Here is a 22,814-nt window from a genome sequence, read left to right as displayed (position 1 = left end):
ATGACCGTGACAAAGAGAGCGGTTTCCGGGACGGCCGGGCGAGTGGCGCCGGCGCTGCTCCTGTGCGCCCTGCTGGCGGCGTGCGGGACCACCACCGGGGGACAGCCGGCGGGTCCGGCGCCGGTACCCGCGCTCACTCCGACGGACTGCGGACTCGACCACACGACGGACGAGACGACGGACGAGGGAAGCGGGGCCTACGCGGGCCCGCCGACGGACCAGGAGACGGGCGGCTACGCCGGCCCGCCGACCGATCAGGAGACCGGCGGTTACGCCGGCCCGCCCACCGACGGCGAGATGGCCAACGGCGGCGGCCCCTGTGGTTCGGCGGACTGGTTCGACATGACCCGGGACTTCAAGGCCTACCTCGACGGGCACCTCACCAAGGGCGACGACGGCCTCCTGGACCGGAACGATGTCAGGGAGGCGCGCGTCCGCAAGGTGAGCGCGATCGGCGAGGCGAAGACCACCTTCTACGTCGGCCTCACGGATGCGGCCCGCAGGGACGAAGCGGCCCGCCGGCTGGCCGAGTTGTTCACCGCCTGGCGGCACGAGGTCTACGGGGACAAGGGCACGGTGACGATCCGCACCCCGGACGGCTCGGTGGTCCTCACCCAGCAGTGGTGACTCCCGGCCACCGCGCGTCCCAGAGGGCGCAGTGGTGCGCGGCCCGCGCGTCCACCGTGCGGACCCCGTCCGGTCCCGGTGCCAGGGACAGCACCGAGCCCGGGGCCCCGTAGCGCGGCCAGACGGGCGCGCCCGCCGCCCCCGGCACGCCGGTCCGGGCGAAGCGCGTCCAGTAGCCGGTCATCCGGTCCGCGAGCCCGCGCTGCGCGTCCGTCAGGGGCGCCAGCGTGAACAGGTAGGGCAGTTCGAAGCCGTGCGAGGCGCCGTACGGCACACCCGGCACCTCTGGCAGGCCGGTGAAGTTGGGCGCGCCGCGGTCGCTGAACAGGTAGGCGTACGTCGGCACGTGCCGGGCCAGCGCGCCGCTGTCCCGCAGCGACGGGCAGGTGAACGAGGCGTCGGACAGCACGGCGGCCCACGCCGCGGCCGGTGTCGGGTACCGGGACACCGGATAGGCCGCCTCGGCGGCCCGCGCGGTGCCGGCGCCGAAGGACCGCTCCAGGCGGGCCCGGTAGGCGGCTTCGCCGCCGATCGGCTCCGCCGCGAGGGTCGGAGCGACGAAGATCCGCATCTCGTCCCGGGTGGTGCCCTGTATCACCGGCACCCGGTGGAACCGTCCGGTCTCCAGGGCCCGGCGGGGATGCAGCGGCAGCAGGGCATTGCCGTAGGAGACGGTGGAGAACGTCTGCGTCAGCTCTGGGGTGGCCAGCGTCCGCGCGTCCAGCCGGCGCAGACAGTTCAGGGTGCCGGGGGTGCCGGGGGTGCCGGGGGTGCCGCCGCAGCCGAGCCGGGCCGCCGCCGCGACGCCGTCCGCGACGGTGCGCGACTGCGGCGCGAAGGGCTCGTAGGCGCCGAGGCCGGGCAGCAGGGACCGCGGAGGCATCGTGGTCGAGCACGATCCGCTCTGCACGATCGCCCGGTGGAAGAGGCCTGCCGAGGCAGGTGAGGTGAGGTGCGCGCAGACGCTGAGGCCGCCCGCCGACTCGCCGAACACGGTGACGTTGTGCGGATCCGCGCCGAAGCGGCCGACGTTCGCCCGCACCCAGCGCAGCGCCGCCTGCTGGTCGGCGAGGGCGAAGTCCGGGGCTCCGCCGAGTTCCGGATGGCCGAAGAGGCCGAAGACACCCAGCCGGTAGTTGACGGTCACGACCACGGCGTCGCCTGCGACGGCCGGCCGCTCGGGCCGGTACTGATCGCCCGAGCCGTTGACGAAGCCGCCGCCGTGGAACCAGACCATGACCGGCCGCGTGCCGCTGCGGCCGGCGCCGCCCGAGGGCGCGGTGACGTTGAGGTGGAGGCAGTCCTCCGAGCCGCTCGGCCCGCCCTGCCCGACCGCGGGCAGCTGCACGCAGTGCGCGCCGGGAGCGCCCGCCTCGCGCACGCCCTCCCAGCGCGGCGCCGGCTCCGGGAGCTTCCAGCGCCGAGCGCCGACCGGGGGAGCGGCGTACGGGATGCCCTCGAAGGTGCTGTACGCACCGTGGTCCCGCCCGCGCACCCGCCCGGCGTCGGTGTCCACGACGGGCCGGGTGGGGTCGGCCGCCCCGGCCACGAGCAGCAGGACGACGGGCAGTGCCATTACGCACCGGCGGCGGAACGTTCTCATGTCGGGCACGGTTGACGCCCTTTCGCCGTGGAGCCCAGGGCGGCCCCCCGTTTGCCCGCCCCGAATGCCGCAGTGGACGGAACTGGGCCTAAATGTAACAAAACGTGCGCTTCCCATGACGCACGATGACCGGCGCGCGATGTGTAGACCCCGCGTGCCGGCGAACGGAGCTTTTCATGAATGACCCCATCACCCTCGCGGCGAACAAACATTTGGACCGCCAAGGGAACCCCGACACCCCCGTACCGGCCGCACTCGGCGCTCCGCCCACCCGGCCCGTACAGATGCACGAGGAGCCGTACGACCCTCCGTACCGGGAGCTGTACGACGCCCCGTACAGGGAACCGCGCGGGCGCATGACCGGCCCCGCGGCGGAACCGGCCGGCACACCTGTGCTGCGGCACGTCCTGCGCTGGTCCGTGGTGCCGGCGCTGCTGGTCAGCGGAGCCCTGCACCTGCCCCGGGACCTGACGGTCCCGCCGGCCGCGGCGCCCGCCGGCCTCCTGCCCCTCCTCGCCACGGTGCTGTGCCTCGGGGTGGGCGCGCTGCTGGCGGTCCGGGACACCACGACGGTGTGGCGGGCCGGGGCTGCCACGGCCGTCGGTGTCGTCGCCCTGCACGTACTGGGCGGCGCCGTGGACTTCGACCCCCTGGCCGGGGCGGTGGGCGGGTCGCAGGCCTGGGCCGGCGTCCTCGCGGTGCTGTGCGCGGCGGTCGGCGCCGTCCTCGCGGGCCTGGCGCTGAGAAGCCGTCAGGAAGACTCGGCCTGACCGAGCCGTGAAGCGAAGCGGCACCCCGCGCCCCCCGCGCGGGGTGCCGCTTCATGTTCCGGCGAGGACGTTCACCGCCCCCGTGAACACGCGCGGGAGCCCGGCCGCCACCGGCACGATCCGCCGTGCGAGCCGGGGCCGGTGACGCGCCCACAGCAGGGATGCGGTGATCGTGCGGTAACTGCGCGACAGCTCGCGCCAGGCCCGCTCGTACGCCTCCGGGCGGCCCGCCCGCACACAGCGCACCAGCTCGCCCGCCGCCGTCACGGCCAGGGTCAGCCCCTCCCCGGTGAGCGCGTCCACGTACCCCGCCGCGTCCCCGACGAACAGCACCCGCCCCGCCACCCGTACGCGAGCCCCTTGGCGCAGCGGCCCGGCCCCGCGCACCGCCGCGCCGGGAGCCGGGGGCAGCCGGGCCGCCAGCAGCGGGAAACGGGCGAGCTGGACGTCGAAGGCCGCGCGATCCGCGGTCAGGACGGCCACTCCGATCCGGTCGGGCCCGAGCGGGGTGACGTAGGCCTCGCAGCGGGCCGACCAGTGGACCTCGACCAGGTCGCTCCACGGTTCGACGGTGTAGTGGCGGCGCAGGCCGTAGCGCGCCGGCCGGCCGGGCAGAGGCGGCGCGGCCAGGCCGAGACCGCGCCGGATGGGGGAGTGCAGTCCGTCCGCGGCGACGAGGTAGCGCGCCGTGAGGCCGGCGGCTTCCACGCACCGGGCGTCCTGGCGGACCTCCTCGACGCGCCGGCGGACCACCCGTACGCCCAGCTGGGCGGCGCGTCCGGCGAGCGCGGCCTGGAGCACCGTCCGGCGGGCGCCGAGCCCGGGGCCGGAGCGGAACAGCCCGTCCGCGTGCCGCCCGCCCGCCCCGTCGACGTAGCGGATGCCGTGGAAGGGCTGCCCGGACACGGTCACGCCGAGCTCCCGCAGGCGGCGTACCGCACCCGGCATCAGGCCCTCCCCGCAGGCCTTGTCGATCGGGGTGGGCCGCGGCTCCACGACCACGACCTCCAGACCGGCCAGGGCGCCGTGGATGGCGGTGGCCAGCCCGGCCGGGCCGCCGCCCGCGATCAGCAGGTCGATCACCGCCGGGAGCCCGCCGCGGGCACGGAGGCGGGCGCGCGCAGGCGCCCGCCGTCCGTCAGCGCGGACTCCTCGCAGCCGATCCGGACGCGCAGCAGCACCAGGTTGAGCACGGTGAAGCCGAGCGCGGTCAGCCAGGCGCTGTGCACGAGCGGCAGCGCGAACCCCTCCACGACGACCGCCGCGTAGTTGGGGTGGCGCAGCAGCCGGTACGGCCCCGCCTCCACCAGCGGCAGTCCGGGCACGATGAGCACCCGCGTGTTCCAGCGCGGTCCGAGGGTGGCGATGCACCACCAGCGCAGGGCCTGGGCCGCCACGGCCAGGGCGAGGGCCGACCAGCCGAGCACGGGCACGAACGGCCGGTCGGCGGCCCAGGGTTCCACCACACAGCCCACCAGCAGTGCGGTGTGCAGGGCGACCATGGCCGGATAGTGGCCGCGGCCGTACTCGCGGCCGCCCTGGGCCAGGCTCCACGCCCTGTGGCGGCGGGCGGTGGTCAGCTCGGCGAGCCGCTCGACGGCGACGAGGCCGATGAGCAGCAGGTACAAGGCCATGGAGGGGGGCATGGCCTCGAGTCCGGAGAGGGACACGGGCAGGGCGAGGCTCACGGGCCCGGAGAGGGGCACCGAGGGGGACGCGGAGAGGGGCACGGAGAGGGGCATGGACATGAGCAGGGGCATGCGATCACCAGTCGTCGGTCACCAGCGGAGCAGGACGAGTTCGGAGGCGAAGCCGGGCCCGAAGGCGAGCATCAGCCCGACCGAGCCCGGCGGCGGCGGTCCTGCGGTCTGGATGCCTCCCAGGATGTGCAGGACCGAGGCGGAGGAGAGGTTGCCGACGGCCGCCAGGGAGCGCCGGCTCGCCGCGAAGGCCGGCTCGGGCAGCCCCAGCGCGTCCGCGAGCGCGTCGAGGATCTTCGGGCCGCCCGGATGGCAGATCCACGCGTCGACGTCCGCGGGCTTGAGGTCGTGCGCGGCGAGGAAGGTCTCGATCTCCTCGGCGACGTGCAGCCTGACCAGGTCCGGGAGTTCGCGGCCGAGGACCATGCGCATGCCCCAGTGGCCGATGTCCCAGCCGAGCAGGTGGGCGGTGCCCGGGTAGAGGCGGCTGCGCGCGGCCACCACCTCGGGTCCGGCTCCGGCGGCGTGCAGGGGGTGGTCGCGGCCCACCGCCAGCAAGGCGCCCGCCCCGTCGCCGAAGAGGGCCCCGGCCACCAGGTTTGCCATCGAGGTGTCCGTGGGCTGAAGGGTGAGCGAGCAGAGTTCGGTGGACAGGAGCAGCGCCGCGTGGCCGGGCCGGCCCGTCAGGTAGTCGTGGAGGTGGCCGACCCCCGCCGCGCCGGCCGCGCAGCCGAGGCCGAAGAGCGGCACCCGCTTGACGGCCGGGCGCAGACCGGCGTGCTCGGCGAGGCGGGCCTCCAGCGAGGGGGTCGCGAGCCCGGTCACCGTCGTCGACATGACGAGGTCCAGCTCCCGGGCCGGCAGGCCGCCGTCGGCCAGGGCGCGGGCGAGGGCCCGGGCGCCGAGCTCCAGGGCCCCCTCGAGGAAGAGGCTGTTCGTCGCGCCGAAGTCGTTCGAGGGCCCGTACCGCTCCAGCGGGAGTGCGAGATGCCGGAACTCCACCCGGACGGAGGCGTGGACCCGGTGCAGCAGGGCCCTGTCGGCGCCGGGCGGCAGGAAGCGCGCCAGCGCTGCCGTGATCTCGGACTGCCGGTGGCGATGGGGCGGGAACACGCTGCTCACTGCCAGGACACGTGTCATTGATTCACCATAGAAAACAACTGACACATCGTTATGAATCAGGCACACCGGGCGCGGCGTCACATAACGTGACACCGTGCCCGTGCGAACCGCAGAGAGCGCAGAGACCGGACGCCCGCCCCGACCTGCCGCCGTCCGTGGCAGCCGTCCGGCCGCAGGCCTGGTGGCGGCCTGCCACCCGGTCCCGGCGGCCGCCGTGACCGTCCTCGCCGCGGCGCTCGCGGCGGCCGCCGGGCGGGGCCTCGCGGGAGGCGCGGTCGCGGTGGTCGCGGTGGCCGCCGGGCAGCTCTCGGTGGGCTGGTGCAACGACCGCGCCGACCTGCGGCGCGACCTGGCCTCCGGCCGACGGGACAAGCCCCTGGTGGCCGGCACGGTGTCACCCGCCGCCGTGTCCCGCGCGGCGGCCCTGGCCCTGCTGGCCTGCGTCCCGCTCTCGGTGGCCGGCGGGCTCCTCGCCGGCGCCGTGCACCTCACCGGGGTGGCGGCCGCCTGGGCGTACAACCTGCGCCTGAAGAGCACGGCCGCCTCCTGGCTTCCGTACGCCCTGGCCTTCGGCCTGCTGCCGGCCTTCGTCACCCTCGGCCTGCCCGGCGCGCCCTGGCCGCCGCCGTGGCTGACGGCTGCCGCGGCCCTGCTCGGCGCCGGCGCGCACTTCGCGAACGTGCTGCCCGACATCGAGGACGACCTCGCCACCGGGGTCAGGGGCCTCCCGCAGCGGCTCGGCCCCCGGTACGCGGCCGCGCTGGCCGGGCTGCTCGTCCTCGGCTCGGCCGCCGTCCTGGTCCTGGGGCCGCCGGGGCCGGTGACGGCGTACGGCTGGATCCTGCCGGCCGCGACGACGGTGACGGTGCTCCTCGCGTCCCGCCGCCCCGCGAGCCGGCTCCCGTTCCTGGCGGTGCTGGCCGTCGCCGGGGCCGACGTCCTGCTGCTGGTGGTCCAATTGCGCGGCCACGCCGGTCTCTAGTGCTGTGGCCGGAAAGNNGGCGAGGTGCCGTGCTGGGCGCCGCGCCCCGGTGAACCATTCCGGCCACAGCACTAGGGTGGGCGCCGGGTGCGGGTCCAGGCCAGGAGCTGCTCCGCCGACCAGGTGTTGACGATGCGTTCGGGCGGGACGCCGCACTCCGCGGCCCGTTCGCAGCCGGTGATCTGCCAGTCCAGCTGGCCCGGAGCGTGCGCGTCCGTGTCGATCGAGAAGAGGGCGCCGGCCGCCACGGCGAGGCGCAGCAGCCGCCGGGGCGGGTCGAGCCGCTCCGGCCGGCTGTTGATCTCCACGGCGGTGCCGGCCTCCGCGCACGCCGCGAAGACGGCCTCGGCGTCGAACTGCGACTCGGGCCGGCCCCGTCCGGTCACCAGCCGTCCCGTGCAGTGGCCCAGCACGTCCATCAGGGGATTGCGTACGGCCGCCAGCATCCGGCGGGTCATCGCGCCGGAGTCCATCCGCAGCTTCGAATGGACGGATGCGACGACGAGGTCGAGCTGTTCCAGCAGCTCCGGCTCCTGGTCCAGCGAACCGTCGTCCAGGATGTCGCACTCGATGCCGGTGAGGAGCCGGAAGGGCGCCCAGGTCTCGTTGAGCTCGGCCACCACCCGCAGCTGTTCGCGCAGCCGCTCCGGGGAGAGCCCCCGGGCGATCGTCAGCCGCGGCGAGTGGTCCGTGAGCACGGCGTACTCGTGTCCCAGCTCGGCCGCCGCCCGGCCCATCGCGTCGATCGGGCTGCCGCCGTCCGACCAGTCGGAGTGCACGTGGCAGTCCCCGCGCAGCGCCGCACGCAGGGCGGTGGCGGCGGGCGTGGCTTTCGGGCCGTCGGGGTGGGCCGCGGCCTCGTCCTCCAGTTTCCGCAGATAGGCCGGCACCCCGCCGGCCAGCGCCTCCCGCACCGCCTGGGCGGTCTTGGGGCCGATGCCCTTGACGGCCTCCAGGGAGCCGGCCCCGACCCGTTCGGCCGTCTCGCGCTCGCCCATCCGTTCGAGGGCGGCCGCCGCTGTCCGGAAGGCCCGCACCCGGTAAGTGGGTGCCTGTGAGCGCTCCAGCAGGAAGGCGATCCGGTCCAGCGCCGCAACCGGGTCCATCGCGTACCTCCTGGTGCCAGTGTGGCAAGGGAGCCGGGCGGCGTCCTGTCAGGGCGCGTTGTGGCGGGGCGGTTCCCGTCAGACCGCATCTTGCGGGACGGCGGCGTCGAGGGCGGCGGTGAGGCGGTTCAGGCGGCCCTGGAGGTCCAGGATCTCGGCCAGGCCGAAGCCGGTCGCGGCGGCGATCCGCCGTGGCACCTCCACCGCGCGGGCGCGCAGCGCGGCACCCTCCTCCGTGAGGTGGGCGTGTACGGACCGCTCGTCCTCGGCGCTGCGCTCGCGGCGCACCAGGCCGGCTGCCTCGAGCCGCTTGAGCAGCGGGGACAGCGTTCCCGAGTCCAGCCGCAGGTGCTGCCCGATCTCCTTGACCGGCAGCTCGCCGTGCTCCCACAGCACCAGCATCACCAGATACTGCGGGTAGGTGAGCCCGAGGTCCTTGAGGATGACGCGGTAGAGGCCGCCGAAGGCGCGGCTCGCGGCGTTCAGCGCGAAGCAGATCTGGCCGTCCAGGCGGAGGAAGTCCTGGTCGGGGTGGGTGGCGGTCGGCTGCTCGGTCATGACGCCCAGTGTACCCGGAGCGGACTTGCGGGGCATTGAATTGTGCACAACTGAATTGCGTGCTCTACTGGTGGAGCGCGGTCGACGACCGGCCGCCGCACCGGTTCATTTCTGCGAGAGGACCTCTCATGGACGCGCTGTACACCGCTGTCGCCACCGCCAACGGCCGCGAGGGCCGCACCGTCAGCTCCGACGGTCAGATCGACCTCGCCCTCGCCATGCCCCCGGCGCTCGGCGGCAACGGACAGGGCACCAACCCCGAGCAGCTCTTCGCCGCCGGCTACGCCGCCTGCTTCGCCAGCGCGCTCGGCCTCGTCGGCCGCCAGGCCAAGGCCGACACCAGCGAGGTCTCGGTCACGGCGGAGGTCTCCATCGGCAAGGACGGCGCGGGCTTCGGCCTGGGCGTCACCCTGCGCGTCGAGCTCCCCGAGTCCCTGGCGGGCGAGACGGGCGCGCTGCTGGTGAAGCAGGCGCACGAGGTCTGCCCGTACTCCCGCGCCACGCGCGGCAACATCGCCGTGGACCTCGTGATCGAGTAGAGCCCCGCCGGCGCGGAGCGCGACCGGGGCGGCGTGATCGGCCGAGGATGCCGCACGCGGGGCGGGCGGCCACCATGGAGGGACACAGCAGTCGTACGGGGGCCGCATGCCGGGAGGCGCCCATGGCGCACGCCTGCGCAACGGACGTACTGGTCGCCGGGGCCGGCCCGGTCGGGCTGACCGCGGCAGCGGAGCTGCGCAGGCGCGGCGTCTCCTGCCGGATCATCGACCGCCTGCCCGCCCGGCTTCCGTTCGCGACGAACTCGCCCTGGCGGCCCGCGAGTCCTCCGGAGGCCGGATGGAGGCCTGCGCCCTGCTCGCCGCCGACGCCCCGTCAGCGCCCGACGGGCTGCCGGCCTACCGCGACAGCGCCGGCGAGTTCGCCCGCCTCTACGCGGCCCGGCAGCCCACGGCCTTCGTCATCCGCCCGGACGGCCAACTCGGCGCCCGCCTCTTCCCGCCCACCCCGCAGGCGCTGCGCGCCCACCTGGCGGCCACCTTCTCCGCGCCCGAACAAGGCTGACCCGCTGACCCGCTGACCCGCTGACCCGCTGACCCGCTGACCCGCTGACCCCGGCCCGTCAGGAGCGGCCGTCGGCCCGGGCGGCCTTGGCGGCCTGCTCCCGGCGCTGCCGCTTGCCCAGCGGGGCCAGCGAGAGGTCCTCGGCCTGCGACGTGAGTTGCTTGAAGCCGTACCCGCGCTCGGTCAGCCGGCTCTCCGCCGCGAGCTCGGCGCGGGCCGTCGCGTCGAGGATGTCCTCCTCGGCCTCGCCCGAGTCCAGGAAGCGGAAGGTGAAGAAGGGCCGGGCCGCGAGGTCGTACGTCAGGTGCCCCTCGGCGGTGAAGCGCGCGTGCAGCATGTCGTGTTCGGACGCGGCGGCGAGCAGCTCGGACCGCTGGTCGGGCGTGAGCCCGTCGAAGGACCGCGGACGGTGATGCGAAAAGTACGGGAACTCATCCCCGCACCCTAGATCGCACTGTTCGTCCCCGCACCGGGATAACGGCTCCCGAACCCTCAGGCCGCCAAGCCCGGCGCCGGGAGGAAGCGGCGGCGGCCGTCCGAAAGCCGGTGCCCCCAGCCCGTTTTGGATTGGCGCACGATCCTCAATACGATCCGGCGATGATCACAAGAAAACGGCTGGCGACCGGGGCGTGCGGCCTGCTCGCCGCCCTGGCCGTCGGGCTCTTCCCGGCGAGCGCCACCGCCGCCGACGGACCGACGGCGAAGGAACCCCCGAAGGTCGATCTCGTCCTCGACGTCAGCGGCTCCATGCGGGCCACCGACATCGACGGGCAGTCCCGGATGGCCGCCGCCAAGCAGGCCTTCAACGAGGTCATCGACGCGGTGCCCGACGAGGTCCGGCTCGGCATACGGACCCTCGGCGCCACCTACCCCGGCGAGGACAAGGCGCTCGGCTGCAAGGACACCAAGCAGCTGTACCCGGTCGGGCCGTTGAACCGGACCGAGGCGAAGACCGCCGTCGCCACCCTCGCACCCACCGGCTGGACGCCGATCGGCCCCGCCCTGCTCGCCGCGGCCCAGGACCTCGACGGCGGCGACGCCACCAAGCGGATCGTGCTCATCACCGACGGCGAGGACACCTGCGCCCCGCTCGACCCCTGCGAGGTGGCCCGCGACATCGCCGCCAAGGGCATCCACCTCGTCATCGACACCCTCGGCCTGGTCCCGGACGCCAAGACCCGTGCCCAGCTCACCTGCATCGCCGAGGCCACCGGCGGTACCTACACCTCGGTGCAGCACAAGGACCAGCTCTCCAGCAGAGTCCGCCAACTGGTCGACCGGGCCGCCGATCCCGTCGTCAACCCGGTGGCCACCGAGGGTGCGAAGCAGTGCGCGAACGCCCCGCAGCTCAAGCCCGGCCTGTACAGCGACCGCGAGACCTTCGGCGAGCACCGCTGGTACCGGGTGGACGTCCTCCCCGGCCAGGAGCTGCGCGCCTCGGTCAGCATCGCCGCCGACCGCGCCGTCAACAACGACTACGGCGTCCTGCTGCGCGCCACCACCCTCCACGGCCGCGAGATCGTACGCGGCTCGGAAGCGGGTGACGGGCGTACCGACGTCCTCTCCACCGGGCTGCGCTACCCGAAGGCCGAGACCGACGGCGCGGACGACGACGCGGACGCGAAGCCGGCGGCGGAGACCGTCTGCATCCAGGTCAGCAACTCCTTCTCCGCCCCCGCGTCCGTCAAGACCACACCGGGCATGCCCGTCGAGCTGACCATCGAGCTGGTGGACGGCCCCGACGAGGCCTCCGACGCCGCCGCCTTCGGCCTCGGGCGCGGCTGGTGGCTGCTGGCCGCCCTGGCGCTCGTCGGGCTGCTGGCCGGCCTGGTGTGGGGCTGGATCTCGCGCTGGCGCGTCTCCGTCTGGAGGACCAACTGATGCGTACCGTACGCACACTGACCGCCGCCCTGCTCGCCGCGGCCGCCACCCTCGCCGCGGCGGGCACGGCCGTGGCGGGCACGGCCGCGGCGGCCACCCCGTCGGCGGGCTCCACCCCCACCCCGAGCGCCGGCTCCGGAAAGGGCGAGCCCGCTCCGACCGAGGCCGGCACCGGCTTCCGCACCGCCACGGCGTTCCGCCCCGGACAGCAGGCCACGGCCGGCGCCTCCACCGGCGACTACCTGTACTGGGTGCTCCCCATCGACGCGCAGCAGCGCGTCACGGTCAACGCCAAGGTCACGCTGCCCGAATCCGCCTCCCGGCACGGCGCCGCGACCTGGCGGATCGACGTGTACGACGGACTGCGCCGCCGGCAGCCCTGCACCTACGGCACGCAGAACCAGGCCGCGGCCAAGGAAGCCGCCTCGGTCGAACTGTCCTGCACCCTGCGCACCGTCCGAGCCGCGGCCGAGCCGTGGGCCAACGATCCGCTGCCGGGCAGCTACTACGTCCGCCTGACGGTCGTCGACCTCCCCGAGGAGGACCTCGGCCTGCCGGTACGCGCCGCCGTCGAGGCCGCGGTGAAGGAGATCGGCGGCTCCTCCGCCGTCGACGGCTCCCTCTCCGCACCGCTGGTCCCCGCCACCGTCACCGGACCCCTGCGCGAGCCGGAGGACGGCTGGTCCGGCGGCTGGTGGTCGGACCGCTGGCTCTGGACCGCGGCCGGCGGGGTGCTCGCCGCCGCCGCGGGCATCTTCGGCTACTCCCTGACGCGGGGAGCGGGCCGCCCGTCCCGGGTACCGCCCCGCGCCTGAACGGGCACGAGGCCGCGGCCGTACGGACTCCCGTACGGCCGCGGCCGCTCCACGTACGTCTACGGCGGGCGCACCATTACGGAAGGCAAGGGGAATTGATGAACGGGGACGTGGGGGCCGGAGTCTTCCAGCCGTTGGAGGCGGACGATCCGCCGATGGTCGCGGGCTACCGCATAGCCGCCCGGCTCGGCTCCGGAGGCATGGGCAAGGTCTACCTGTCGCACACGCCGGGAGGCCGACCGGTCGCCATCAAGGTGATCCGCCCCGAGTTCGCCGAGGACCCCGAGTTCCGGCGGCGGTTCCGCCGGGAAGTGCAGGCCGCCCAGCGCGTCCAGGGCCTCTACACCGCCCCGGTCATCGACAGCGACACCGACGGCCCGGGCCCCTGGCTCGCCACGGCCTACGTGCCGGGTCCCACCCTCTCCGCGGCGGTGGCCGAGCACGGCCCGCTCCCGGGCCGCACCATCCTGATGCTGGTCGCCGGGATCGCCGAGGCCCTCCAGGTCATCCATGGCGCGGGCATCGTGCACCGGGACCTCAAGCCCTCCAACGTGCTGCTCGCCGCCGACGGCCCCCGCGTCATCGACTTCGGCATCGCGCGCGCCGCCGACGCCACCTCGCTCACCGCGAGCGGGGTCGCCATCGGCACCCCCGCCTTCATGGCTCCCGAACAGGCCGCCGGCCGCGAGGTCAGCACGGCCACGGACATCTTCGCCCTCGGCCAAGTGGCCGCGTACGCCGCGCTGGGCGCGCCCGCGTACGGGGAGGGACCCTCGCACGGCGTTTTGTACCGGATCGTCCACGAGGAGCCCGACCTGTCCGGGCTCCCCGCCGAGCTGCGGCCGCTGGTCACCCGCTGCCTCGTGAAGGACCCGGCCGGGCGTGCCTCGCTGACCGAGATCCTCGACCTGTGCCGGGCCGCCGCCGACCAGACCCAGCTGCGCAGGCCGGAGGACTGGCTGCCGGGAGGGGTCGCGGCGGGCATCTCGAACCGCGAGGAGGTTCCCGCGCCGGTCCCGCCGACCCCGGCCCCGGCTGTGGCCCCGGCCCCGACCGCGCCGGCCGCGTCCCCCGCGGCGCCCGTACCGGCGCCGGCACACCCCGCGGGGGCGGCGGGAGCGGGCCACCACGTCACGGCTCCGGGCCGGCCGGTCACCGCGGCCCGCCCCCACGGATACGGCCCGCCGGGGTCCTTCGGGCCGCCGCAGCCCGCGTACGTCCCGCGGCCCGCGCCCATGCCGGTGCCCATGCCCATGCCGATGCCGATGCCCCCGAAGCAGCGCAACCGGACCGCGATCATCCTGGTCTCGGTCTTCGGCGGCCTGTTCCTGCTCCTCGCGGGCTGCGGTGCCCTGCTCAACGCCATCGGCCAGGACACCTCCGGGACCGGTGCGTCCGGCGCCACCCCCACGGGCACGGCCAAGGGGCAGCCGCGCCCCGACCCCAAGCCCGCCACGTACAACGACTACAAGCTCACCTCGGGCTACCACCTGCAGTTCGCCGACGACCCGCTGGAACCCCACGACAGCAACAAGGACGACTTCTACTATTACTGCGCCTTCCAGGAGTGCGGCTTCGGCGCGTACGAGGCCAAGCTCGCACGGCTGGACAGCGGAGCCGAGGGCTCACTCCAGGCCTGCCGTCAGGAGACCCGGTTCGCCAGCCGGATCCCCGTCGAGGCGCTCAACAAGGGCGACGCGATGTGCGTGAAGACCGCAGAGGGGAGCATCGCGCTGGTCGTCTACAAGGGCAGCTCGGCGAAGAACGAACCGAGCACGTACGCCACCTTGGACGTGACGGTCTGGCGCGGCGCGGCCCGCAAGGACTGACGACCTCCGGCGCGTACCGGGCCGGGCCGGGCCGGGCCGGGCCGGGTGCCGCGTGTCCCGGCCCGGTACGGCGCCCCCGAGCGCTCGCCGTCCTAGCGGAGGCGGGTGAGCCTGGTGCCGAACGAGGGCTCGGCCAGCGCCGCCTGCACCGCCACCGGCACGCTCTTCGCCCCGTCCCCGTCGCCCACCGTCAGTACGCCGACCTCTGTCCCGGCCCTCGCGGTGTGCGGCACCGGCGACGCGCCCGCTCCGAGCGAGAGCCGCAGCTGCTGGCCCGGTACGCCGACCACGTTCAGGTCCTTGGTGGCCACCAGCGGCATACGGCCGCCGAGCCCGTCGTCGACGTACCCGACGGTCTGGCCCTTGCGGATGACCGGGGCCGCCGCGAGTGCCTCCCGTACGGCCTCGATGATTTTCTTGCTGTTCGCCTTCACCAGGATCAGGCTGTTCGCCGCGTCCGGGTCCGGACCGTCCGCGTGCTGGTCCATCAGCGTGCCCAGGATCAGCGGGGTCTCGTCGCCGACCGACTTGTACGCCGCCCACATGAGCGCGCCGCCGGCAGGCGTGCTGGATCCGGTCTTGATGCCCCGGATGCTCAGGCCGTTGGCCGTGAGCAGGGTGTCGTTGTTGTTGTAGATCGGCTCGGGCAGCCCCTTGACCGTGGCGTTGGGCATGGCGACGACGGCCCGGAACGCCTCGTCCTTCATGATCGCCTCGGCGAGCCTGAGCTGGTCGGCGGCGGTGCTGACCGTGCCCGCGTCGAGGCCGCTGGGGTCGGTGTAGGTGGTGTCCTCCATACCGAGCTCCCGGGCGGCGGCGTTCATCTTCTCGACGAACGCCGCTTCGTTGTCACTGCCGGTGTCCCAGCGGGCCAGCAGCCGGGCGACGTTGTTGCCCGACGGGATCATCAGCATCTGGAGCATGTCCTGCTGGCTGAACCTCGTCCCGGCGGTCAGCCCCTTGATGCGGGACTCGTGCTCGGAGGCGCCGTCCGCCACGGCCTTCGCGTCGACCGTGATGTCGGGGCCGGGGTCGCCCTTGCGTAGGGGGTGGTCCTTGAGGACGACGTAGGCCGTCATCACCTTGGCGACGCTGGCGGTCGGGACCGGCTTCTGCTCGCCGAAGGTGCCGATGTCGCCGGAGCCGGGGACGCGGACGGCTCCCTGGCCCTTGGCGGGCCAGGGGATGCCGAACTGCCCGGGGAGGGTGTGCACGGTCCCGGCGGCCACGAGCTGCGGGGCGGGGAGGGGGCGCAGCAACTGGGCGCCCGCGAAGGCGCCGGCGAGGAGGAGCAGGACCGGCGTCCACACCTTGACGCGGCGCACCGCGGTCCGGCGGGGGGTCTCGGGCGGGGGAGCGGTGTTGGTGAGCTCGGCGAGCAGCTCAAGCGGGGCCGCTGCCGCTGCCGCTGCCGCTGCCGCGGGCTTGGCGGGTGCGGCGGGCGCCGGTGCGTGAGCCTTGGGTGCGGCGGGCGCCGGTGCGTGAGCCTTGGGTGCGGCGGGCGCCGGTGCGTGAGCCTTGGGTGCGGAGGGTGCGGAGGGTGCGGAGGGTGCGGAGGGTGCGGAGGGTGCGGAGGGTGCGGGGGCCGTGCGGGGTGCGGAAGTGTCCAGTTCCTTTGCGGGGGTCGCAGATGCCGCAGGACCCGCAGGACCCGCAGGCGCCGTGCGGGGCGCTTCGCCGGGGTCCAGGTCCTTCAGTGCTACGAACCGACTCGTCCGCTCGGCGTCGCTCTCGTCTCCCCGTGCCCAGGAGGGAACCTTCCGGCCGCCCCCAGACGGGCCGACCGCCTGCGCCGCGGCGCCGCGTTCCTCGCCAGGCTCGACGCCCACCTGCAATGCACCGTCGGGGGCTTCCTCGACCTCGCCGCCCTCGGCCCCTGCGGCGTCCACCGGTTGTGATGCCGCCTGCGAACCGCTTCCGGCAGCCTCGTCCGCCTCGTCCGCCTCGTCCGCCTCGTCCGCCTCGGCGGGGCCATCCTGCGCGCTCTCCGCCGCCGTTCCGGCTACCACCGGGGGGGCCGTGGCGTGGCCTGCGCGCGCGGGCTCGCCGGCCGCCGGACGCGCAGCGCCGTCCGTGTCCCCCGGTTCCGCTGGCGCCGCAGTCTCAGCGTGCTCGCTGTTCCCGGCCGCGGTCTGGGAGGTGGTGTCGGTCGTCTCGACCGGGGTCGCGGCCTCGCCTGCGCCCGCCGGTTCGGCAGCGCCCGGACGCGCAACGTCGTCCGCGTCCTCCGGTTCCGCTGTCGCCGCCGTCTCAGCGTGCTCGCTGCCCCCGGTCCCGGTCTGGGGGCCGGCGTCGGCCGTCTCGACCGGGTTCTCGGAGCCCTCGGCGTCGGCGGGTTGGGCCCCTTGAGGGCCCTTGGCCTTCGCCGCGACTCGTGGCTCGGTGCTGTCTGTGCCACCGGCCTCGCGTTCCGCTGGGGTCTGGGCCTCGTCCGCCGGCTCGGCGGCCGCCGGGGCCCCGGTCACGTCCGTGTCCACCGGTTCGGTGTGCTCTGCGCCCTCGGCGTCGGGTGCGCTCGGGAGTTCGGCCTCGGCACCGGCCTCGGCACCGGCCTCGGCACCGGCCTCGGCACCGGCCTCGGCACCGGCCTCGGCACCGGCCTCGGCACCGGCCTCGGCACCGGCACCGGCACCGGCCTCGGCACCGGCCTCGGCACCGGCACCGGCACCGGCCTCGGCACCGGCCTTGCCCTCCGCCTCGGCACCGGCCTCGGCACCGGCCTTGCCCTCCGCCTCGGTGCCGGACTCAGCGCTGGCACCGGCCTTGCCCTCCGGCTCGGCACGGGGGTCGGGCTTCGGCGCGTCCCGCTGCGCGGGAGCAGACGCCGCTGCGGGTTCCGTCTCCGGGGTGTCCGAGGAACCGCCCGCCACCGATACTGCCTTCATCCCAGCCCCGCCTTGCCGCTCGCACCCGGCGGCCGCCCGCCACCGTCGTGCGGGGGCGGGCGGCCTGCCGGTCTTGCCGATTCCGTCCGGTGACGCCCGCCGCGGGGCCCCACCGGATTCCTAGAGGTCCGCCGTGCCCGATCCGTTCCCGCGGCCGGAACCTGTGACCGTACGGTCATACTTCCAACTGCGGCCGGGACACGCGGACCACGCGGACTACGCCTCCACCTGCGCCAGCTGTCCCGCCGGCCAGCCCGTGTTCCCGGTGAAGGTCAGCCGCAGGTAGCGGGCTTCCGCCGCCGACAGGGGGACGGTCACCGTGTTGCCGCCCTCCGTGAAGGTGTATCCGGCCGATGCCTTCAGCGTGGTCCAGGTGGAGCCGTCGGTCGAACCGAGCACCGACAGGGTCTGCGTACGGGTACCCCACGGGACGGGCAGCTTCTGCACCAGGAGGCCCACCGTCCGCTCCGCTCCGAGGTCTACGGTCAGCGCCTGTTGGTGCTCTCCCAGTACGTATTGGTGTTGCCGTCGGTGACATGGGCGGCCACGCACCGCCCGGTGTCGGACGCGGTTCGCCCCTGAGCGAGGTCGGTGCCCGCCGGGGGCGTGCCGGCGGGATGCCGTCGGCGGGGTACACCTCGAACTCGGAGACCTGGCCCGCCGCCCAGCCGGTGTTGCCGGTGACGTTCAGCCGGACGTGGCGGGCGGACGCAGCGTCGAAGGTCAGTGTCGCGCTGTTCCCGGCCGCACGGTCGAAGACGACACCCGAGGAGCCCTTCAGGGTGGACAGGTGCTGCCGTCGATGGAGCGCCCTGCGCGCGCCCGGCGTCGACCGCGGCCTGCATGCCCGCCGTGGAGTCGGCGGCGCCCGTGGGGTCGGCGCCGAAGTCCGCGACGGCGTCGAGTGCGCCCGCCGGCCTGGCCGCGGCGGCCGCGACCTGTTCGAAGTCGGCCAGGTCGATGGTGAACGCCGGCGACTGCGCGGTCGAGGTCACCTGGATCCGGATCCTGGTTCCGATCGGGTAGGTAGTGCCGAGGAGAGTACGGGACTCGTCGTAGAAGTGGTGCGGGTCGGTGTCGCCCGGGTTGTTGTTGAAGGGGTAGCCCCCGTAGTGCCAGCTGTACTTGGAGGTGACCGGCAGGGTCCTCCCCGGCCGGCCGTTCACCTGCACGTCCAGGGCGGCGTCACGCCCCTTACCGTCAGCGCTGTCCGGGAGGCTGTAGCGCAGGGACATCGCGTTGGCGGGCTGGGTGAGTGCGAACTCGGCGTACTGCCCGACGGCGTTCAGCGTCACGGCCTGCCGCCCCGAGGCCTCCGACGGGAGGTGCCCGTAGAAGCGGTCGGGGCCTATGAGCGTGCCGTTGGAGTGCGCGTACTCGGCCTCCACCTCGGTGAACGGGACGTCCGCGCCGCGGCCTGCGATGCCGATCGGCGAAGGGGCGGGCACTCCGGCGGCGTACGCGGCGGGGGGCGCGAGAGCAAGTCCGAGCAACCGCCGACACCCTGAGCACGGCGCCACCCGGGCCGTGAGTACGCCTACTCATGACCGCGCCCCCGGGCCGGTCGACCATGGACACCGCCACCACCGCGCACCACCGCGCCACCCGAACGGGGTAGTCCATGCTCAGCCGAATCGCCGCTGCCGTCGTCCCCGCCTGCGGGCGGCTGAGGGTCACCGCCGACCCCGGCGCGCGGCCCGCCGCGGGCGGCATCTTCGCCGCCAACCACACGTCGCTCGCCGACCCGGCCGTGGTGGTCGCCGCCCTCCGCCGGTACGGGATCGAGCCCGTCATCCTCGCCACCAGCGGCCTGTGGCGGGTGCCGCTGCTCGGGCCCGCCCTGCGCCGCGAAGGGCACATCGCCGTCCACCGGGGCACCCGCCGCGCCGCCGATTCCCTCGACGCGGCGGCCGTGGCCCTCGCCTCCGGCCGCAGTGTGCTGCTCTACGGTGAGGGTCGGCTGCCGGGTCGCCGCGACGCCGGGGAGTCCGCCCCGGGTCCCTTCCGCAGCGGCCTGGCCCGGCTCGCCGCCGCGACGGGAGCCCCCGTCGTGCCCGTGGGCCAGGCCGGCGCCCGCCGCCTGTGCTCCGGCAGCCGCGCCAAGCAGCTCGCTGGGGCCGCCACCGCCCCCCTGCGCAGGCCTGGCCTCCACGTGCACATCGGCGCCCCCCTCCGGCTCCCCGACGGTCTGGCGGAGGCGACGGACCGGGCCCGCGAGGCCGTCACCGACGCCTGGCGGACCGCGGCCCTCGCCCTCGGCGAGCCGGTGCCGGCCGGTCAGCGCCGGTGCAGCGTCTGCAACGCCTCCACCAGCACCTTGGGGTTGTGCTGCCCCTTGTAGACGGGCGGCGGCTGCCGGTCGAGGCCGAGCAGGCCGGCCACCGCCGTCCACGCGGTGCGCACGGAGTACTCGACGGTGAAGACCACGTCGTCGGGCACCTCGGCGTACTGGCCGATGAAGGCGAGGTTGGTCGACCCTGCAGGGACCACCCGCGGCCGGTCACCCTGCGAGCGGACCAGGAACTGGCTGGTGATGTAGGGCATCAGGGCCGGGATCACGACGGACTGGTCGAGGATCTGCGGACGCTGCTCGAAGCGCAGGTGCTGGAGCACCTCGTCCAGGATCTCCCGGCCGGTGCACTGTGACATGGGCTTCCTGACGAAGTCCCCCTCGCGCCCTGGGAACAGCGCGTACCCCCACCACACGAAGGTGTCCTCGGGCTGACCGCGGAAGTGCGGCTGGTGGTTGAGGACGATCGTCAGCAGCCAGCGGGAGTCCTTGAAGGTGATCAGGCCCCCCTTCCCCGCCTCGCTGCCGCTGAACTCCTGCATCAGCTTGAAGAACGTCGGATCCTTCGTCGTGACCGTGAAGGACTCCCAGGTGGAGTCCTCGACGGAGGAGTCGAAGACCGAGGGGTTGCCGAGACCGGGCCGCTTGGCGGCGAGGGCCTCCCACAGCCGCCAGGAGCCGGACTGCCGTGAAGTGTCCGGAGCGGGCGGCGCCGTGTCCGTGGTGCCCAGCGTCGAGTCCGCGGTCATGGATCCGTTGGTCACCATCACGAGGTCACCCGGGCCCACCTCGGTCCGGCCGCTCCGTCCGTCGCGCTGCCACTCGACCGCCTCGACGGTCAGGGCCTTGCCCGCGGCCAGGCGCAGGTCGGTGACGCGGGTGCCGAGCTGCACGGTGACGCCCTGGTCGGTCAGCCACTTCAGCAGGGGCCGCACGATGGAGTCGAACTGGTTGAACCTCGTGCGGTAGATGCCCGACATCGTGTCGAAGGTCTTGAAGAGGTGGACGAACCGGTTGAGGTAGCGGCGGAACTCGATGGCGCTGTGCCACGGCTCGAAGGCGAAGGTCGTGCACCACATCCACCAGAAGTGGGTGGTGAAGAAGTCCTCGCTGAAGCAGTCGGTGATGCGTTTGCCGTCGAGCTGGTGCTCCGGTGTCGCGACGCAGCGGACGAGTTCGAGCCGGTCGCGCTCGGAGAAGGTCATCGAGTGGGCGCGGACCACTGTGCCCTCGGCATCGACCAGGCGGGCGTGGTCGTCCCAGGCGAACTCCTCGTGGAAGGCGAAGGTGTCCTCGGTGACCGACTTCGACGGGTCGTCCAGGGACGGGATCGACCCCAGCAGGTCGTACGTACAGTCGAAGCGGATCTCGAACATGCGGCCGCCGCGCATGGTGTAGCCGTCCTCCGGCGAGCCCGCCGCGTCCAGGCTGCCGCCTTCGCGGTCCTGTTCCTCCAGGATGACGATGTCGCGGCCGTCGAAGCCGCCGTCACGGATCAGGAACGCCGCCGCGGACAGCGAGGCGATCCCGCTCCCCACCAGATAGGCCTTGGCCATTCCGGTACCTTTCTCGACCGCCAGGGGAGTCCTGGACGGCTCCGACAGTACCGATTTATCCCGTTCTACGGGTGTATGGCGCGTCCGTGGAGAGGTCGGCGGGTCAGGGATCCTCCTCGCGCGTGCCTGTCGGCCGCCGCCGCGGTGAGTCCGCCGAGGCCGCCGCCGCGGTGACGATGATCCCGCGCAGTTCCTCGCGCCGGGTCAGGTCCGCGAGGGCAGCCAGGTCGGGCCGTACCGCGCGGACGGCGGCCTCGTCCGGCAGCACCGCGAGCAGATCGCCCAGCGCGCCGGTACGCAGTGCGGCCTCGGGCCGCACCCCCAGGGCCTCGGCCAGCCCCGCCGGAACCGGAACCTCGGTGCCGGGAGCGGCCGGGAAGCCCAGGGTGATGCTCCCGTCCGCCGCGGCGTGAGCGGCGAGCGAAGGCGTCTACGATCTGGATGCGCATGCCGCGAACGTAGCCGGGCCAATCGCACCAGGGGGAAGGCCAATTCCGGGAAGTGGCCTGCCGGCCGGTGCCGGTGGCCGCTCAGGTCAGGGGCTTCTCGAAGCTGAAGGCGGTCACGGCCAGCCGCTCGCGGAAGTAGAAGCGGTGGGCGTCGGTCCGCTGGGTGCCGGAGTCCAGGGTCAGCGCGGTGCAGCCCGCGGCCCTCGCGTGCTCCTCCAAGTGGGCGAGCAGCGCGTGGCCGACCCCGCCGGACCGGGCGGCGGCGGAGGTGACCAGGTCGTCCACGTAGAGCTTGCGCACCAGGTAGGTGTTGGCGACGATCCGCCAGCCGGCCGCGCCCACGCATGCACCGTCCGCGTCGTAGGCGGCGGTGAAGCGCAGCCCCTGGCTCTGCCCCTCCGCCAGGATGGAGAGGAACAGCTCCTCGGTGAGGTGGGGGCGGAGCTCGGTCAGCACGGGGAGCAGGTCTTCGGTCAGCCGCGAGTCGCTGGGGTCAAGGTCGATGATCTTCATGGGGCCAGCGTAAGGGCGTCCCTCGCGCCACAAGCATCGGCGGCACGGGCGGCACGGGCGGCACCGGCGGCATGGCCGGAGCCCGCGGGGAACCGGGCCCGCACCCTCGGGCCGCCCCCGGACGGGCTTCCGCCGTCACCGCGCCGTGGTGGGCCGCCGCGATCGAGCGGACGATCGCCAGCCCCAGGCCGTGCCCCGCACCGACCCGTCGCTGCGCCCGGTAGGAAGGGCTCGAAGAGCCGGTCGACGGCACCCGCGTCCACCGGCGGGCCGGTGTTCCCGGCCTCCAGCGCGAGACCGTCGCCGTCCCGGCGGCCGGCCGGCCGGCCGCACCTCCCCGCCTGGGAGACGAGATCCTCCCGCTCAAGCGGGGCCGACTCGCCCCGCGGTACGCGCAGAGCGGTGCCCCTGCCGTCCGCATGACGGACACCGGGCACGGTTGTCAGACCCCCCACTTACTCTTGATCACGTGAGTCCGACCCCTGAAGCCCCTGACAGCCCCAGCCGCGAACGTCCCCTCGCCGAGATCAACGCCGACATCCGCGGCCTCTTCGCCCGCGCCGAAGGACGCCTGTCGGACGCGGAGCGCGTCCGGCACGCGGCGCTCCTGGAGCAGTGGGCCGCCGCGATAAAGGCCTCGGTGGTCCCCGCCGCGTAGCGCCGTACCGCCTCGTGTCGTACCGCCTGTCGTACCGCCTCGTGTCGTACCGATGAATCCGCGAGCCGGCGGCAGTCTTCCTTACGGGCAACGCGCCGGCCCCTTCTCCCGGCGCACCGCACGTGAGAGAAGGTGGACCATGAGCGACCTGCACGGCCTCCTGAAGGCCCATGTCGACAACGGCTCGGTGCCCGGCGCGGTGGGCCTCGTGGCCCGCGGCGAGGACGTCGAGGTGGCGGCCGCCGGCTCCCTCGACACCGCCGGCACCGCCCCCATGGCACGCGACTCCCTCTTCCGGATCGCCTCCCTCACCAAGCCGGTGACCGCCGCGGCCACCATGATGCTGATCGAAGACGGCCTGCTCTCCCTAGTGCTGTGGCCGGGAGGGTTTGCCGGGGCGCGGCGTCC

At 74.3% G+C, this 22,814-nt stretch carries 22 protein-coding genes and 2 pseudogenes; 11 read left to right on the top strand and 13 right to left on the bottom strand.

Going from position 1 to position 22,814, the window contains the following annotated elements; genetic code table 11:
- Positions 1 to 6 precede the first annotated feature (6 nt).
- On the top strand, positions 7 to 627 hold the full coding sequence (locus J7E94_RS12065) for a hypothetical protein (protein ID WP_215014813.1): 621 nt from the start codon (positions 7 to 9) through the stop codon (positions 625 to 627).
- On the opposite strand, the gene J7E94_RS12060 is transcribed toward J7E94_RS12065, so the two are convergent.
- Positions 611 to 2,230: a carboxylesterase/lipase family protein gene (locus tag J7E94_RS12060; protein ID WP_251056508.1), complete on the bottom strand. Its 1,620-nt coding sequence runs from the start codon at positions 2,228 to 2,230 to the stop codon at positions 611 to 613. The genes J7E94_RS12065 and J7E94_RS12060 overlap by 17 nt on opposite strands.
- Positions 2,231 to 2,406: 176 nt before the next feature.
- Here J7E94_RS12060 and J7E94_RS12055 point away from each other — a divergent pair, with 176 nt between their 5' ends.
- Positions 2,407 to 3,000 carry a hypothetical protein gene (locus J7E94_RS12055; protein WP_215014811.1) on the top strand — a complete coding sequence of 198 codons (594 nt, stop codon included), beginning with the start codon at positions 2,407 to 2,409 and terminating at the stop codon, positions 2,998 to 3,000.
- A gap of 51 nt (positions 3,001 to 3,051) precedes the next feature.
- Here J7E94_RS12055 and J7E94_RS12050 read toward each other — a convergent pair whose 3' ends face one another.
- The 3 genes from J7E94_RS12050 to J7E94_RS12040 form a co-directional block, all read right to left on the bottom strand.
- The gene (locus J7E94_RS12050; protein ID WP_215014808.1) at positions 3,052 to 4,083 is read right to left on the bottom strand and encodes an NAD(P)/FAD-dependent oxidoreductase; all 1,032 of its coding nucleotides are present in this window, start codon (positions 4,081 to 4,083) and stop codon (positions 3,052 to 3,054) included.
- Positions 4,080 to 4,634: an isoprenylcysteine carboxyl methyltransferase family protein gene (locus J7E94_RS12045; RefSeq protein WP_215014873.1), complete on the bottom strand. Its 555-nt coding sequence runs from the start codon at positions 4,632 to 4,634 to the stop codon at positions 4,080 to 4,082. Before J7E94_RS12045 ends, J7E94_RS12050 begins: the two co-directional genes overlap by 4 nt.
- A 144-nt stretch (positions 4,635 to 4,778) precedes the next feature.
- A complete protein-coding gene (locus J7E94_RS12040) occupies positions 4,779 to 5,840 on the bottom strand; it encodes a type III polyketide synthase (RefSeq protein ID WP_215014806.1) in 1,062 nt (353 codons plus the stop codon).
- A 76-nt stretch (positions 5,841 to 5,916) separates the two neighbouring features.
- Here J7E94_RS12040 and J7E94_RS12035 point away from each other — a divergent pair, with 76 nt between their 5' ends.
- A complete protein-coding gene (locus J7E94_RS12035) occupies positions 5,917 to 6,804 on the top strand; it encodes a UbiA family prenyltransferase (protein WP_308344924.1) in 888 nt (295 codons plus the stop codon).
- A 71-nt stretch (positions 6,805 to 6,875) separates the two neighbouring features.
- Here the strand turns inward: J7E94_RS12035 and J7E94_RS12030 are convergent, their stop codons facing one another.
- Together J7E94_RS12030 and J7E94_RS12025 are read right to left on the bottom strand one after the other, a co-directional pair.
- Positions 6,876 to 7,910 carry a PHP domain-containing protein gene (locus tag J7E94_RS12030; protein WP_215014804.1) on the bottom strand — a complete coding sequence of 345 codons (1,035 nt, stop codon included), beginning with the start codon at positions 7,908 to 7,910 and terminating at the stop codon, positions 6,876 to 6,878.
- A 78-nt stretch (positions 7,911 to 7,988) separates the two neighbouring features.
- Entirely contained in the window at positions 7,989 to 8,468 is a 480-nt protein-coding gene (locus J7E94_RS12025; RefSeq protein WP_215014802.1) for a MarR family winged helix-turn-helix transcriptional regulator, read from the bottom strand.
- Between the two features lie 128 nt (positions 8,469 to 8,596).
- Between J7E94_RS12025 and J7E94_RS12020 the strand changes: the two genes are divergently transcribed.
- Together J7E94_RS12020 and J7E94_RS35925 are read left to right on the top strand one after the other, a co-directional pair.
- Positions 8,597 to 9,007, top strand: a complete 411-nt coding sequence (locus tag J7E94_RS12020) for an organic hydroperoxide resistance protein (RefSeq protein ID WP_215014800.1) — start codon at positions 8,597 to 8,599, stop codon at positions 9,005 to 9,007.
- Between the two features lie 122 nt (positions 9,008 to 9,129).
- Entirely contained in the window at positions 9,130 to 9,546 is a 417-nt protein-coding gene (locus J7E94_RS35925; RefSeq protein WP_374224428.1) for an FAD-dependent monooxygenase, read from the top strand.
- Between the two features lie 42 nt (positions 9,547 to 9,588).
- Here J7E94_RS35925 and J7E94_RS12005 read toward each other — a convergent pair.
- Positions 9,589 to 9,965: pseudogene (locus tag J7E94_RS12005) on the bottom strand (DUF6204 family protein).
- 162 nt (positions 9,966 to 10,127) lie between these two features.
- Here J7E94_RS12005 and J7E94_RS12000 point away from each other — a divergent pair.
- From J7E94_RS12000 to J7E94_RS11990, 3 genes are all read left to right on the top strand, one after another.
- On the top strand, positions 10,128 to 11,411 hold the full coding sequence (locus tag J7E94_RS12000) for a VWA domain-containing protein (protein ID WP_215014798.1): 1,284 nt from the start codon (positions 10,128 to 10,130) through the stop codon (positions 11,409 to 11,411).
- The gene (locus J7E94_RS11995) at positions 11,411 to 12,226 is read left to right on the top strand and encodes a hypothetical protein (protein ID WP_215014796.1); all 816 of its coding nucleotides are present in this window, start codon (positions 11,411 to 11,413) and stop codon (positions 12,224 to 12,226) included. Before J7E94_RS12000 ends, J7E94_RS11995 begins: the two co-directional genes overlap by 1 nt.
- 98 nt (positions 12,227 to 12,324) lie before the next feature.
- A complete protein-coding gene (locus tag J7E94_RS11990) occupies positions 12,325 to 14,055 on the top strand; it encodes a serine/threonine-protein kinase (protein WP_215014794.1) in 1,731 nt (576 codons plus the stop codon).
- Between the two features lie 92 nt (positions 14,056 to 14,147).
- On the opposite strand, the gene J7E94_RS34450 is transcribed toward J7E94_RS11990, so the two are convergent.
- The 3 genes and pseudogenes from J7E94_RS34450 to J7E94_RS34440 all read right to left on the bottom strand — a co-directional run.
- Positions 14,148 to 16,940 carry a serine hydrolase gene (locus tag J7E94_RS34450; RefSeq protein ID WP_251056507.1) on the bottom strand — a complete coding sequence of 931 codons (2,793 nt, stop codon included), beginning with the start codon at positions 16,938 to 16,940 and terminating at the stop codon, positions 14,148 to 14,150.
- 216 nt (positions 16,941 to 17,156) lie between these two features.
- On the bottom strand, positions 17,157 to 17,399 hold the full coding sequence (locus J7E94_RS34445) for a discoidin domain-containing protein (RefSeq protein WP_308344920.1): 243 nt from the start codon (positions 17,397 to 17,399) through the stop codon (positions 17,157 to 17,159).
- A 350-nt stretch (positions 17,400 to 17,749) separates the two neighbouring features.
- Positions 17,750 to 18,460 (bottom strand): annotated as a pseudogene (locus J7E94_RS34440) (mycodextranase); the annotation flags it as partial.
- A gap of 101 nt (positions 18,461 to 18,561) precedes the next feature.
- On the opposite strand from J7E94_RS34440, the gene J7E94_RS11975 reads away from it, so the two are divergent.
- Positions 18,562 to 19,281, top strand: a complete 720-nt coding sequence (locus J7E94_RS11975; protein ID WP_215014792.1) for a lysophospholipid acyltransferase family protein — start codon at positions 18,562 to 18,564, stop codon at positions 19,279 to 19,281.
- On the opposite strand, the gene J7E94_RS11970 is transcribed toward J7E94_RS11975, so the two are convergent.
- From J7E94_RS11970 to J7E94_RS11960, 3 genes are all read right to left on the bottom strand, one after another.
- A complete protein-coding gene (locus J7E94_RS11970) occupies positions 19,218 to 20,786 on the bottom strand; it encodes an oleate hydratase (RefSeq protein WP_215014790.1) in 1,569 nt (522 codons plus the stop codon). The genes J7E94_RS11975 and J7E94_RS11970 overlap by 64 nt on opposite strands.
- Positions 20,787 to 20,889: 103 nt before the next feature.
- Positions 20,890 to 21,105, bottom strand: coding sequence for a hypothetical protein (locus J7E94_RS11965; protein ID WP_215014788.1), 216 nt, complete (start codon positions 21,103 to 21,105; stop codon positions 20,890 to 20,892).
- A gap of 211 nt (positions 21,106 to 21,316) precedes the next feature.
- Positions 21,317 to 21,748 carry a GNAT family N-acetyltransferase gene (locus J7E94_RS11960; RefSeq protein ID WP_215014786.1) on the bottom strand — a complete coding sequence of 144 codons (432 nt, stop codon included), beginning with the start codon at positions 21,746 to 21,748 and terminating at the stop codon, positions 21,317 to 21,319.
- Positions 21,749 to 22,217: 469 nt separating this feature from the next.
- Between J7E94_RS11960 and J7E94_RS11955 the strand changes: the two genes are divergently transcribed.
- Entirely contained in the window at positions 22,218 to 22,406 is a 189-nt protein-coding gene (locus tag J7E94_RS11955; protein ID WP_215014784.1) for a hypothetical protein, read from the top strand.
- A gap of 139 nt (positions 22,407 to 22,545) precedes the next feature.
- Positions 22,546 to 22,814: serine hydrolase domain-containing protein (locus J7E94_RS11950; RefSeq protein WP_215014782.1), on the top strand; the 269-nt coding region annotated here is incomplete at its 3' end.

Source organism: Streptomyces sp. ISL-94 (genome assembly GCF_018614075.1).
Taxonomy (GTDB): domain Bacteria; phylum Actinomycetota; class Actinomycetes; order Streptomycetales; family Streptomycetaceae; genus Streptomyces.
This window is presented reverse-complemented; position numbering and strand designations above follow the sequence as displayed.

Excerpts from the sequence above, each read along its gene's own strand:
- J7E94_RS12060 (WP_251056508.1), bottom strand. The coding sequence starts at position 2,230 with ATGAGAACGTTCCGCCGCCGGTGCGTAATGGCACTGCCCGTCGTCCTG.
- J7E94_RS12055 (WP_215014811.1), top strand. The coding sequence starts at position 2,407 with ATGAATGACCCCATCACCCTCGCGGCGAACAAACATTTGGACCGCCAA.
- J7E94_RS12045 (WP_215014873.1), bottom strand. The coding sequence starts at position 4,634 with ATGGCCTTGTACCTGCTGCTCATCGGCCTCGTCGCCGTCGAGCGGCTC.
- J7E94_RS12040 (WP_215014806.1), bottom strand. The coding sequence starts at position 5,840 with ATGACACGTGTCCTGGCAGTGAGCAGCGTGTTCCCGCCCCATCGCCAC.
- J7E94_RS12030 (WP_215014804.1), bottom strand. The coding sequence starts at position 7,910 with ATGGACCCGGTTGCGGCGCTGGACCGGATCGCCTTCCTGCTGGAGCGC.
- J7E94_RS12025 (WP_215014802.1), bottom strand. The coding sequence starts at position 8,468 with ATGACCGAGCAGCCGACCGCCACCCACCCCGACCAGGACTTCCTCCGC.
- J7E94_RS12020 (WP_215014800.1), top strand. The coding sequence starts at position 8,597 with ATGGACGCGCTGTACACCGCTGTCGCCACCGCCAACGGCCGCGAGGGC.
- J7E94_RS35925 (WP_374224428.1), top strand. The coding sequence starts at position 9,130 with ATGGCGCACGCCTGCGCAACGGACGTACTGGTCGCCGGGGCCGGCCCG.
- J7E94_RS12000 (WP_215014798.1), top strand. The coding sequence starts at position 10,128 with ATGATCACAAGAAAACGGCTGGCGACCGGGGCGTGCGGCCTGCTCGCC.
- J7E94_RS11995 (WP_215014796.1), top strand. The coding sequence starts at position 11,411 with ATGCGTACCGTACGCACACTGACCGCCGCCCTGCTCGCCGCGGCCGCC.
- J7E94_RS11990 (WP_215014794.1), top strand. The coding sequence starts at position 12,325 with ATGAACGGGGACGTGGGGGCCGGAGTCTTCCAGCCGTTGGAGGCGGAC.
- J7E94_RS34450 (WP_251056507.1), bottom strand. The coding sequence starts at position 16,940 with ATGAAGGCAGTATCGGTGGCGGGCGGTTCCTCGGACACCCCGGAGACG.
- J7E94_RS11975 (WP_215014792.1), top strand. The coding sequence starts at position 18,562 with ATGCTCAGCCGAATCGCCGCTGCCGTCGTCCCCGCCTGCGGGCGGCTG.
- J7E94_RS11970 (WP_215014790.1), bottom strand. The coding sequence starts at position 20,786 with ATGGCCAAGGCCTATCTGGTGGGGAGCGGGATCGCCTCGCTGTCCGCG.
- J7E94_RS11960 (WP_215014786.1), bottom strand. The coding sequence starts at position 21,748 with ATGAAGATCATCGACCTTGACCCCAGCGACTCGCGGCTGACCGAAGAC.